This window comes from Klebsiella sp. LTGPAF-6F, assembly GCF_001753185.1.
Lineage (GTDB): Bacteria > Pseudomonadota > Gammaproteobacteria > Enterobacterales > Enterobacteriaceae > Klebsiella > Klebsiella michiganensis.
Genome location: NZ_CP017450.1, coordinates 3,150,574 through 3,163,034, shown reverse-complemented (window position 1 = coordinate 3,163,034; position 12,461 = coordinate 3,150,574). Strand labels below are relative to the sequence as shown.

At 46.3% G+C, this 12,461-nt stretch carries 10 protein-coding genes and 1 pseudogene; 4 read left to right on the top strand and 7 right to left on the bottom strand.

Features of this window, described 5'->3' with window-relative positions; all coding sequences use genetic code 11:
• The first annotated feature begins 232 nt into the window (after positions 1-232).
• Both BJF97_RS14800 and BJF97_RS14795 read left to right on the top strand, forming a co-directional pair.
• Positions 233-1,516: an HAAAP family serine/threonine permease gene (locus BJF97_RS14800; RefSeq protein ID WP_014229376.1), complete on the top strand. Its 1,284-nt coding sequence runs from the start codon at positions 233-235 to the stop codon at positions 1,514-1,516.
• Positions 1,517-1,579: 63 nt separating this feature from the next.
• A complete protein-coding gene (locus BJF97_RS14795; protein ID WP_032694993.1) occupies positions 1,580-2,947 on the top strand; it encodes an L-serine ammonia-lyase in 1,368 nt (455 codons plus the stop codon).
• A 73-nt stretch (positions 2,948-3,020) separates the two neighbouring features.
• Here BJF97_RS14795 and BJF97_RS14790 read toward each other — a convergent pair whose 3' ends face one another.
• Positions 3,021-3,461, bottom strand: a complete 441-nt coding sequence (locus BJF97_RS14790) for a helix-turn-helix domain-containing protein (RefSeq protein ID WP_014229374.1) — start codon at positions 3,459-3,461, stop codon at positions 3,021-3,023.
• 337 nt (positions 3,462-3,798) lie between these two features.
• On the opposite strand from BJF97_RS14790, the gene BJF97_RS14785 reads away from it, so the two are divergent.
• The gene (locus BJF97_RS14785; protein ID WP_014838492.1) at positions 3,799-4,128 is read left to right on the top strand and encodes a carcinine hydrolase/isopenicillin-N N-acyltransferase family protein; all 330 of its coding nucleotides are present in this window, start codon (positions 3,799-3,801) and stop codon (positions 4,126-4,128) included.
• 266 nt (positions 4,129-4,394) lie between these two features.
• Here the strand turns inward: BJF97_RS14785 and BJF97_RS35675 are convergent.
• From BJF97_RS35675 to BJF97_RS14750, 6 genes and pseudogenes are all read right to left on the bottom strand, one after another.
• Positions 4,395-5,316 (bottom strand): annotated as a pseudogene (locus BJF97_RS35675) (ISNCY family transposase); the annotation flags it as partial.
• A gap of 330 nt (positions 5,317-5,646) precedes the next feature.
• Complete coding sequence (locus tag BJF97_RS32625; protein ID WP_016239971.1) at positions 5,647-6,453, bottom strand: hypothetical protein; 807 nt, start codon at positions 6,451-6,453, stop codon at positions 5,647-5,649.
• A gap of 123 nt (positions 6,454-6,576) precedes the next feature.
• Positions 6,577-6,909, bottom strand: coding sequence for a hypothetical protein (locus BJF97_RS14765; RefSeq protein ID WP_228706687.1), 333 nt, complete (start codon positions 6,907-6,909; stop codon positions 6,577-6,579).
• 152 nt (positions 6,910-7,061) lie between these two features.
• Complete coding sequence (locus tag BJF97_RS14760) at positions 7,062-8,423, bottom strand: FRG domain-containing protein (protein WP_070082930.1); 1,362 nt, start codon at positions 8,421-8,423, stop codon at positions 7,062-7,064.
• Between the two features lie 13 nt (positions 8,424-8,436).
• Positions 8,437-9,240, bottom strand: a complete 804-nt coding sequence (locus tag BJF97_RS14755; protein WP_000589340.1) for a hypothetical protein — start codon at positions 9,238-9,240, stop codon at positions 8,437-8,439.
• 58 nt (positions 9,241-9,298) lie between these two features.
• Positions 9,299-10,645, bottom strand: a complete 1,347-nt coding sequence (locus BJF97_RS14750) for an ISNCY-like element ISLad2 family transposase (protein ID WP_076611902.1) — start codon at positions 10,643-10,645, stop codon at positions 9,299-9,301.
• 119 nt (positions 10,646-10,764) lie between these two features.
• On the opposite strand from BJF97_RS14750, the gene BJF97_RS32620 reads away from it, so the two are divergent.
• Positions 10,765-12,296, top strand: a protein-coding gene (locus BJF97_RS32620; RefSeq protein WP_228706686.1) for an IS3-like element ISKpn38 family transposase whose coding sequence is annotated in 2 segments (ribosomal slippage) — positions 10,765-11,278 and positions 11,278-12,296 — 1,533 coding nt in all. Because the reading frame shifts where the segments join, the coding sequence is not laid out codon by codon here.
• Positions 12,297-12,461: the final 165 nt, after the last annotated feature.

Genomic DNA, 12,461 nt, shown 5'->3' with positions numbered 1-12,461 from the left:
AAGCACACCCATATAAATAATAACGTATTAAAAATGATACTTTAAAAAATAATAAGATTTCAGTACTAATTTTGATGCGTTAAAAGGTGCCACTATAAATCAGGTTATGTGATCGCTGTTAGTGAATCAGCATAGTTGCATTTTATAAAATAGCCAAACAAACACAGCGTTTTTATTACCTGAATCAGAGTCAAATTAATTTGACCCTACTCTATATTACTGAGGCCATATTATGGAAACCGTTCAAAATACCCTCGTTGCTCGCGAGAGCAGCGGCTGGAGAAAAAGTGATACCGTGTGGATGCTGGGCCTGTACGGTACCGCAATTGGTGCAGGAGTGCTTTTCCTGCCAATTAACGCCGGGGTCGGCGGTTTAATTCCGTTAATCATCATGGCCATTCTTGCCTTCCCGATGACCTTTTTTGCCCACCGCGGTTTAACCCGTTTTGTCCTGTCGGGCAAAAATCCGGGAGAAGATATTACCGAAGTGGTGGAAGAACATTTCGGCACCGGTGCTGGTAAGCTTATCACGCTGCTTTATTTCTTCGCTATTTATCCGATTCTGCTGGTTTATAGCGTTGCTATTACCAACACCGTCGACAGCTTTATTACTCACCAGCTTGGTCTGGTGTCTCCGCCGCGCGCTATTTTGTCGCTGATTTTAATTGTCGGCATGATGGGGATTGTCCGTTTTGGCGAAAAAATGATTGTTAAGGCCATGAGCGTGCTGGTGTTTCCGTTCGTGTTCGCGTTGATGATATTGGCGCTGTATTTGATCCCGCAATGGAACGGCGCGGTACTGGATACGCTGTCGCTGAGCAGCGCTTCGGCAACGGGAAATGGTCTGTGGATGACCCTGTGGCTGGCCATCCCGGTCATGGTCTTCTCCTTCAACCATTCGCCGATTATCTCCTCTTTTGCGGTGGCTAAACGTGAAGAATATGGCCAGGACGCCGAGCGCAAATGCTCCCGTATTCTGGGCTTCGCCCACATCATGATGGTGCTGACGGTGATGTTCTTTGTGTTCAGCTGCGTACTGAGCCTCTCCCCGGAAAACCTGGCGGAAGCGAAAGCGCAGAACATCTCCATCCTCTCATATCTGGCGAACCACTTTAACGCGCCGGTGATAGCCTGGATGGCGCCGATCATCGCGATGATTGCGATTACTAAATCCTTCCTCGGCCACTACCTCGGCGCGCGTGAAGGCTTCAACGGCATGGTGATTAAGTCACTGCGCGGAAAAGGGAAATCGATCGAAATCAACAAACTGAACAAGATCACCGCGCTGTTCATGCTGGTGACCACCTGGATTGTTGCCACCCTGAACCCCAGCATCCTGGGGATGATTGAAACGCTGGGCGGCCCGGTCATCGCGATGATCCTGTTCCTGATGCCAATGTATGCCATCAACAAAGTACCGGCCATGCGCAAGTACAGCGGCCACATCAGCAACGCGTTTGTGGTGGTGATGGGACTGATTGCCATCTCCGCTATTTTCTTCTCTCTGTTCAGCTAAGTTTTCAGCGCCGCCTGTCACCGGCGGCGCATCCGTTTTGCTATGTAACCGCGTGGGTGCCATATGATTAGCGTTTTCGATATTTTCAAAATCAGCATCGGGCCGTCCAGCTCACATACCGTTGGGCCGATGAAAGCGGGAAAACAGTTTGTTGATACCCTGCAGGAAAAAGGCCTGCTGCATAAAGTGACTCGGCTGGTGGTGGATGTGTATGGTTCCCTCTCATTGACGGGTAAAGGTCACCATACCGATATCGCCATTATTCTTGGTCTGTCAGGGTATCTACCGGATACCGTTGATATCGATGCCATTCCGGGCATTATTCGCGATGTCAACACCATGCATCGTCTGTTTATTGAAGAAGGCCAGCGCGAGATACAGTTCCCGGTGGCGGAGTGCATGCGCTTTCACAATGAGTTTCTGCCGCTGCACGAAAACGGGATGAGCATTACGGCGTTTTGCGATGGCAAAATCGTCCACTTCCAGACTTACTATTCCATCGGCGGCGGTTTTATCGTCACGGAAGAAAACTTTGGTAAGAACCTGGAGGCGGAGGTTGATATTCCGTTCCCGTTCTATTCTGCCCGCAACCTGCTGGCGCACTGCCAGAACAACTGCCTGTCAATTTCCGCCGTGATGATGAAAAACGAGATCGCCCGCCACGGCCGGGAGAGCGTTGAGCAAAATATGGCGAAAATCTGGGAGACCATGAGAAACGCCATTAACCGGGGGATGAATACGGAAGGTATTTTACCGGGGCCGCTGAAAGTGCCGCGCCGTGCTTCTGCGCTGCACCGCGTGCTGGCGCCGCAGAGCCAGTCGATTACGCCACTGAGCGCGATGGATTGGGTCAATATGTTCGCCATGGCGGTGGGGGAAGAGAACGCGTCGGGCGGGCGAGTAGTAACCGCGCCGACCAACGGCGCCTGCGGCATTGTTCCTGCGGTACTGGCCTATTACGATCGTTTTATCAAAGAGGTGACGCCGGAAATCTATATGCGCTATTTCCTGACGGCGGGCGCGATAGGCATTCTGTACAAGATGAATGCCTCCATTTCCGGGGCAGAGGTCGGTTGCCAGGGCGAAGTGGGCGTGGCCTGCTCGATGGCGTCTGCCGGACTGGCCGAGCTGCTGGGTGGCAGTCCGGAGAAGGTGTGCATCGCCGCGGAGATCGGCATGGAGCATAACCTCGGCCTGACCTGCGATCCGGTGGCCGGCCAGGTGCAGGTGCCGTGCATCGAGCGTAACGCGATTGCGGCAGTGAAGGCGATAAACTCGGCCAGTATGGCGATGTACCGTACCAGCGATCCGAAAGTCTCCCTGGATAAAGTTATCGAAACGATGTTTGAGACGGGCAAAGATATGAACGCCAAGTACCGTGAAACCGCCCGGGGCGGTCTGGCGATTAAAGTCGCGGTGTGTGAATCCTGAGTCTCCTAAAAACCGCCTGCCTGAGCCGCAGGCGGTTTTCTCTTCCCTGGTCTTTAAAATCGCCTGAAGCCTGTTAGCTTTTTTTCTCTCCGTCGGACGGCGTAAAAGACCACACCACGCTGTTAGAAGCCGATGAGGTGTACCATTCGTTAATCGTGGCATCAGCCTCGTTGGTCTGGGCAGCGGCGGGCAATTTCTCTTTTGGCTGATGCGTTTTTTTCCGAATACGGATACGGGAAGGGGTTCCGGCATTGAGCTGTGCCTTAAATGTACGCATGTGCGAGTCAAATAAAATCGACTCCAGCTGATGCAGCCGATCGAGACCGCGCAAAATACCAATCAGCGTACTGAGGGTAACGGATTCGCCTAATTCAACGCGTTTAATGGTTGCCGCGCCGACCTGAGCGCGTTCGGCCAGCTCAATCTGTGACAGGCCCAGCTGTATACGCGTTTCTTTAATTCTTCGGCACAGTTCAGAAATAATTTCACTGTCGGGCATGGTACTGAAACGCATCTTAATTCCTCTACTGCGTAATAAAACCTGACTAATTATTTAGCAAGCCAATTTATAAATAAAGCGAATAATTTCTCTTTTGCGATAGCGGCGACAATGTTTTTTGCTAATACCATCAAAGAGTTGGGTATAGGGTCGTTCCTGCGAATCCCGCGGTTTCAGGCGCCGAATAAAGAGGCTTCGGATCATTCGCCTGGGGCGATACTCCGTGGCGCAGAGATGAGCCTCCGTCTCTGCCATAATGCAATTACGGCGAATTATGGTTATATATATCCCTTTCTGCGGCCCGGTTTCGCCGCAGCCACTCTTACGGATGATAACGATACGCCATGAATCCGTGACGACGGTAACCGGGCATGCCAACCATCTGGTGCATGCGGCACTGGCTGGCGTTGAGCAGATCGTTACCGACAGTTCAGCTTCGCGGCAGTTACGCTTCGTGCAGTGGCGGGAAACGCAACCTCCGTTTGACGCCGCGGCGGCAAAAGCCATTCTCTCAGATACCCATGACGCCAAACTGCCAATTTACCGGCTGGCTGCCGACGATCCGGATGAGGAGAACACCCTCGCCACGGCAGTTTTCACCCTCGATGCCAACCACGTCAGGTGGCAAATTTTCGACATTAACCGCGACGATGCTAAATTTCAGGGAGAAGTGCGTGGGTGAGATAGCCGGTCGTCAGTCATAAAGGGCAGGGTAGTACCGTTGCCCCGGCGTTCAATAGAACCGTCCGGATACTGCCCGCTATCGGCGTCTTGAGCGATGTCCTGAAGCGCGGCGTCCGGAATATTCAGGTTTGTGTCTCTATACGATTCGGGCCATCGCCGTTTCTCATTTTGGTGTTGTTGTTGACAGGGAAACTTATAATATTTAAAGATTCTATTTATTAGATTATTTCTGATAATTAGTGCATTATAATTCTGTCGATACGCTGTCCCGTTAAGCCTGAGCTCCTTTCTCCCATCAGGATAGTGCCAGACTTCGATATATTTCCCGATAGCCCTTCGGCTTAATTCAGTATCTTCAATCAGATATAACGCTTTGTCATATTGCACCGTCAGGAATTTTGAAACTGGGTATAGCCGTCGCCACCGGTGGCGTTTTTATTGTTGATTCTGAAGACGCTGGCTTTGTCGCTGTAGAATGCCAGAGGCTTACCGTAGCGCTCCAGATATCCCCGGGTGGCTTCAAAATAGGTGAACGTGGACTCCGAACTGACGAAGAGAAGCTGCATCTGGTCAGAGACGGACATCTCAATTTAGCTGCTACAATCTTTGTCAAAGCTCACTGGTTATCGCTGTACAGCGCCAGGGGGTTGCCATGCTTCTCCAGATAGCCCCGCGTGGCTTTAAAATAGGTGAAAGTCGATTCCGATTTCACGAAACGGAGTTGCATCAGGCGGCTCGTCGCATCATCAACGTAGACCAGGGCAGTACAGGCAGGCGCACGGTTCTCGAACCAGTGATGGTCGCAACCATCAATCTGGATCAGTTCGCCGCAGCAAGCCCGGCGATAGCGTGGCTGCTGAATTTTTGGCGCACGATGCTTGCGGGGAACCCAGAGCCCGGTTTTTATCATAAGCCGTCTGAGTGTTTCCTTACCAAGAACAATACCGTGATTTTCAGCGAGCTTTTCCCGCGCCAGTGTGGGACCAAAATCGGCATAGCGTTCACGGATGATATTCAGGGCCTGATCAGTCAATGATGCGGGAAGCAGGCGATTTCCGGTGCGACCACGACTCTGGTTATTCATGCCCAGTGGCCCGGACTGACGGTTGCGGTCGATGACATCCTGAAGGATTTTGAGGCGGTTGATTTCTTTCACGGTGAACATCCCGGTGTCATGTATAGCCACAGAAAACTCCTCATCAAGAAAAGTGAGTTGTTGACTAGGCATATAGGTCTGAGAACTTTAGCCTGGACATTCCTAATGAGCCACAAATGACATTATCATTGAGCCCCTACAATCTTTGTCAAAGCAAGTTTAAAATGTCACCTCTTTGTGCAAGATAGAAAGGGCACTTTCAGCCTATGTAATCATATTAATGTGACTGCTGCGTTATCCCACTCAACCAATTAATAAAGCAAAAGTTAAATATGAAAGACTGGAATAAAAATATAACGAAAACATCTTAATATGGAAATATCTGTGTCAACGGGATCTTTAGTTATTGAATATCTGGTTCTAAATAGGTTCTACATTCAACGGGAAGGGAAACCAAATATCTATATGTTTTTTATAAATACCATTACGTGGCAAACAACAATCTGCATATTTTTTTAAAGAATCTCCACATGGACAAATATTTTCTGGCGATAATACTCCATCATGTTCTTTCGCCTTAAATCTCCAGGTCGTAATATTGAAAATTTGATGTGGGGATTGTATGTATTTGACAACACTAATTAAAGTTGAATAGTTATAATGATCACCATCATTGGAGAAAAAAACACTACATTTGTTAACGGGATTACTAACTATGTCATAAGTAATTAATTCAAAATCGATCACTTCATCAAAGCAAAGAACTCCATTATAAAGTTTATTTTTAACATGACCACAATCATTAATAAAACTACGGGTTGTATTACATACTGAACATTTCACTTCTTTTATTATTTCACGAGAACTACCGAAGATTTTATATGGGAATAACGCCTGCCAATTACATACCATTCTCGCTAAGAAGTTAACACCATAGAAATTAACCTCAGGCAGAAACTCATTATTTTCTTTAATATGTATTAAATCTATTTCTATCCTTTCAAGTTCTACCCATGCTTCATAAAAATCACCTCTTGTAAGTAAATTAATGACTTGAATATATTTTAAATGGGCTAGTAAAATTGTTTTGTATAAAAACAATCTGTTTGATTCATTATTCAAGCTCAAGGATTGAGCTTTTTTTAACTCAGCATTAAGATAATCAAGAATAGCACTATCTTCTTGAGTAATACACATCCAACGCTTTAACTTTTCGTGAATATTCATAATATCTATATAGATTTTTATTTGATTTTGTTAATTACTTTTAAAACATCGTCTACTTTTCCAGAAACAGTGTATTTCACATGTTTTCCTGATTTATTTTTTTAATTATAGAGACTTTAACGTCTATATCTCTAGTTCCAAAGTTATCAATTTTTTCTGAATATAATTTGAAACAAGATTTACTAAAAAAGGTATCATTACTGATGTGGCAAAGAAAGTGCCTAACGCTAACGTTATACTGTTTAATTGCAGGTACGAAACACCATTAGAATCTCCGTACACTTTAACATTAGAATGTGATTGCTTGGTGAACTGGAAAAAATCCAGTGCATTACCTCCAGTAATTTTTGAACTATCAAAAACGATCGCAATCTCATCATCTTGAGGTTCATATGAAGAAATGATTTTTACCTCTTCATCTTCATCACTCATTTCACTCAAAGTAATGGGGTTCATTCTCAACTCCTTGTTTTATATTTTTACATTCAAATTTTACTATACGACTGGTTAATTGCTCCTGTCCAACACACACCAGAGTTCATATGCTTAGCATACAAGGGACCAATGCCAGTAGCGACAGGCTAGTGTGTCAAAAAACCACATGAAGATCAATCTCCTGCGGAAAATTTGGCCGCAATTAGTTTCATTGTCCTTTCCATGCCTTGATAAACTGTCGCATCTGTAATGTTTAACCTTGCGAGTTCCTTAAGTATTCTAGCTTTGTTTCTGATCACTATTTTTTCTACTTTAAACTCTTGCATAGCATCATCAGGGTTTGAAACTAAATCGGGATAAACAGCATTATTCCCAAATAATAAGAATGCACCTGACAGTGATGACATCCTTTCATTATTATTTCTTCCTTTAACGAAAATTAACCTTTCCAAATCTGATGGTATAATTACATCTTTAAAATAAGGTTTTTCATCTTTAATGTAATGTATGAGTTTTTGACAAGCTTCAGTTTTATTGAAAGCCTCCTTGTCCATTTTACAATCCAGCTGATCTTTCAGTGTTTGACTTAGCATTGATATATTTGATATGCAACTTACTGTATCAGAGTCAAAGAATTTTATACGATCCCTTTTTGTTTTGAAAATAATAACATGTCCATCAACCTCATTTGTATTTTCATTATTACTAATGTCGCAACAAGCGAAATACAGAGCGATTAGTGGATTTGATGTTATATCCAACAAACGAGTTGGTAGTCCGTAGTGTTGCATCCTTACTAACTTGTCTAGCATTGTTTTATCATCAACAAACTCAGTTGGCCTTGCTGTTAGGGCTTCACGGACTAAATTTGATTCACTGTGCAAATGCTTGAAGTTACCTTTTTTGTTTTTCCTGAAAACTGATGGAGCCAACTCGTAAGATACATCAGAATGTCCACGATAAAATATTTCTGCATCTTCTTCATGATCTTGTTCTAAAACACGCGCCATGAAACTTTGAACATTATCTATTATTGGGTAGTTATCAACTTCATCAGGAAGTGCTTCAGTAGGAGGAAGTGGTGTACTTCTTGTCGTTATATTTAGAAGTGCTAATGTTTGATTTAAATCACGTGCTTTTATTCCCCAGTGAGTCCGTTTCAGCCCATATGCACCTAATTCTAAAGCTGTTTGATATAACTCTTTGTTTATCACTACGACATCATCTTGTGAGTGAGTGATTCTGAAATCAAACTCAACATTTTTGTTAACTGTTCGTAGATTTGAAATTACACCAAGTCGCAAAGTAATGTATTCAACATTGTCTCGGGAATAAAGTTCTGACATAAAAAGCGTAGGTAATTTCTCAATATAAGATAATGCTTTATCATTCAAAGGCGTTAACTTCAACCGGATGTCATCAGAGGTGCCTTCTAACATACGTGATATAGGAAAATCACAACTCCCACTAACCCGTTCATACATGGGCCAATGTTCAAAATAGTCAGGTTCTCCGCCCATAATTAGATTAAACATTAAAACTAAATCCTTATATTTTACTTAATGAATTATTTACAATCCAATCAATTGCGCCAGAGGTGCGAATCCAAGGCTTTATATTATGATTCACATAATAAATGGCTTCATCCATTCCACCTAACGTGATATATCCACTGTTAGACTTGATCTGTAATCTGCACTTCGATAACAAGCCGGGGATGTGTCTATTAGAATCAATCGCAGCTTTAGCGATATCATCGGCATCCGGGGATGACTGTCGGTAGGCGAGTAGGGCGCGTGTATACTGAAAAAACGAACGCATATCCCCAGGATAATCGTCCAGTAGCAAGGCCAGATCATCCACCATTTCAAGCTCAAGGTAATAGTTCGCTAATAAATGACGAATCCCCTGGTTATCGTTCGGGTTGAGCTTCAGCATTTCGCGGCTATGAGCCATAGCCGGATAAAAATTACCAGACTCCCATAAGGCCTCAGCCAAAGCTGCTTTTGCTCTCATATATGGACGTGTTTCGACAAATCCCCAGAAACGTCCTGCGAACTCCTGAAAATCCTCGCCAAGTGCAATGCTGGCTGCGTACAAAGCAGTCTCCAGCTTCCCGATTTTTGACTCAGGAGGTTCTTGAGATATCTCGCAGTAGAATGAGTATGCGTCAGCACAGAGCGGGGATTTCTTGATAGCTTTTCTGATGAGTTTCAGCACAACTTCCAGGTCATCATTTTCCCAGGCATCGAACATGAACTCCTGAGCCGCAACCAGATCTAGATGTAATTGCTCAGAGCTGACAGCAGTTTTATACAAATCAACGCGCTTTGTAGTCGGGAATTTAATCATCTCAAGTATCCTTTTGGGGACTCACTGTTCCGGTACTTTGCAGCACTGATGGTCGATTCTATCGCTTTGAACTTGCCACAAACAAGCTCGGGTCTGCCAGAACGGGATTGATAGCCCGGAGCTGTTCCTGGATGCGCACCTGAGCCTTACGGCTGGGCGATTTTTTGCTTCGTTCCCGTTTGCCTTCGCTTTCCCGCTCATCCTGTTTTACCTGAGCCAGTCGGAGTACAGTCCCGAGACGTTTGTTATCAACAATCTGCCCCTGGTCGACACAGGCCAGCTTATCAAATGCCTGGCACTTAAGGCTCCGGTGCCCATAGAGGAAGGCGAGGGTGCCATCGGGATAATCCAGTACTTTAATTTTTTCACCGGCAAGACGGCTATTTTCTTCTGTGGTGTCCATGAGATAAAGGATCTTATCGTACTGGAAGGTCAGTGATTTCGACACGGTACGAACATCATGCCAGGCAAAGATGTCTCTTAATTCATCGGGGCTTTCCTGCACCGGACGATGCAAATCTTTGGGGAACTTAGCCGGTCGTGAAAACCGGCTGTTAAAGTCAGCGATGAAAGTGGCAAGCCAGGCATTTGCGGCCTCAATGCCGGTTATACCTTCCAGACGCATTTCTTTGATCAGCCGATCCTGAAGTGTCTGATTCGCACGTTCCACGCGGCCTTTAGCTTCAGAGCTGTTGGCACAAATAAGCTCGATTGCCAGGTCATAAAGCACACGTCCGAACTGGGTAACGGTGGTATTGCGTTTCTCCGGACCACTGACGCGAAATATTGCGTGTTTGTCACTGTACAGCGATACCGGCTTCCCATGCTGCTCGATGTATTCCCGGGTTGCCAGCATGTAGTCAAAGGCTGTTTCTGACTCGCTGAACCGCAAATGCATCAGACGCCCGGTGGCATCATCGATAAAGACCAGCAGGCAGCATTTTGGCGCACGGCCTTCAAACCAGTCATGGTGGGAGCCGTCGATCTGGATAAGTTCACCCAGACAATCACGCCGATGTCGGGGTTGATAAACCCGTGACTTACGGCGAGCATGCGGGACCCAGAGTCCGTCAGACGTCATCCAGTTGCGGACGGTCTCGATTGAAAGCCGGATATTATGGCGCTCTCTGAGTTTTTCTGCGGCCAGTGTGGGCCCAAAGTCACTGTAGTTTTCACGTATCAGCGTGAGTACTCGTAGTTTGAGAGATTCGGTCAACCGGCGGTTGCTGGGCTGGCCGCGTTTGCGGCTGACAAGTCCTTCAGCACCAGAAACTCGGTAACGATTGATAAGTCGTTGCGCCTGACGTTCTGAAATGCCAAGCTGTGATGCTGCATCACGACGGCGTAGACGCTTTTCACAAACTGCCTGTATCACCGGTAGGCGGTGGATCTCTTTATCTGACATGGTCACCAACATGCGTTGAGTCCCTTAGAATTGCATTCAGTTTAGCTTACTCTAAGGTGACGTTTCTATCTGGATAAAAGGAAGTGCGGACAAATTCCTGGACCTTCAGGAGTTAATTTATGCATTCATACGAGGACCGGATTCGGGCCGTCGAACTCTATTACCGGTACGGAAAGAAAGCCTCCGTTGTCGTCATGGAGCTGGGATATCCTTCCACAAAACAGCTGGGCCGTTGGGTTCGGATTTATGAAGAGAAGGGCGATTTACCCAGGGAATTAAAACCAAGAGAACGCTATTCACGTACACAGAAAATTGCTGCTGTTGAGCATTATCTTACTCACGGTGGTTGCCTGTCGTACACTCGCCGAGCCATCGGCTACCCCAGTAACGAAATTCTAAAGCGCTGGATTGAAGAGTTTTACCCAAATGCGCGTCCCCTGGTCATTCGCTCAGGCACAAGCAAATGCTTCAGCCCGCAAGAGAGGTCTCAGGCCGTCCGGGAGCTCTGTAACCGACGTGGAACCGCGCGTAAAGTTGCACAAAGCATAGGCGTCAGCGTCCCGGTCCTGTACAAATGGAAGAAAGACCTTATCAGTGACGAGGCTTATCAATCCATGCGCAAACGAAAGGCAGCCCTCAGGATAAAAATCAGGATGCTTTACTCGGTGAAATCCAGCATCTCAGGAAGCAGGTTCATCAGCTGCAGCTCGAACGTGACATACTGACAAAGGCGAATGAACTGATAAAAAAAGATCTGGGCATCAGCTTTCTGAAACTGAAAAACAGGGAGAAAACCCTGATAGTTGATGCCCTTAAGAAAAAGTACCCCGTTGCTGAGTTGCTAAGCGTTCTGCAACTTGCCCGCAGCTGTTATTTTTACCACAAAGCCAGCAAACGTCTGTACGATAAGTATGCGGAAATACGCGTGATCATGGCCGATATCTTTGAGGAGAATTACCGCTGTTACGGCTACCGGCGCCTTCACGCGATGCTTCGCAGTAACAACAGGGTTATTTCTGAAAAGGTTGTCCGCAGACTGATGGCAGAAGAGCAGCTCGTTGTTAAGCGCACCAGGCGACGACGATATAACTCTTACTGTGGCGAAATCGGTCCGGCACCGGAAAATTTACTCGCCCGGGATTTTAGTTCCTGCAGGCCAAATGAGAAGTGGCTGACCGATATTACGGAGTTCCAGCTTCCGGCTGGAAAAGTCTATCTGTCGCCGGTTATCGACTGCTTTGATGGCCAGGTTGTAAGCTGGTCGATAGGAACACGCCCGGACGCGACGCTGGTGAATACGATGCTCGATGACGCACTCGATACGCTCAACGAACATGATAAACCGGTGATACACAGCGATCGTGGTGGCCATTACCGGTGGCCGGGCTGGCTCGAGCGTATCAACACCTCCGGACTTATAAGGTCCATGTCGCGCAAAGGATGCTCGTCGGATAATGCTGCGTGTGAAGGCTTCTTCGGGCGTATCAAAAACGAAATGTTCTATGGCAGAGACTGGGCGGGTATCACGCTGGAAAAATTTATCTGCTTCCTGGACAGGTACATACGCTGGTATAACGAGAAACGTATCAAGCTATCATTAGGTGCAATGAGTCCTGTGAAGTACCGGCAGCATCTTGGGATCACAACATAACAGTCCAGGAAAACATCCGCAGCCCCAAAAGTGACATTACTAAATGGTTCTAACAATCTTGGTGCGCATAATGTATATTATGTTAAATGCTATTAAAGAAGCCGAGTCTGCCGCAATGCGCCCCCATACCCTTACCTTACCCCGCGCTAAGCCGGGATATTCAAA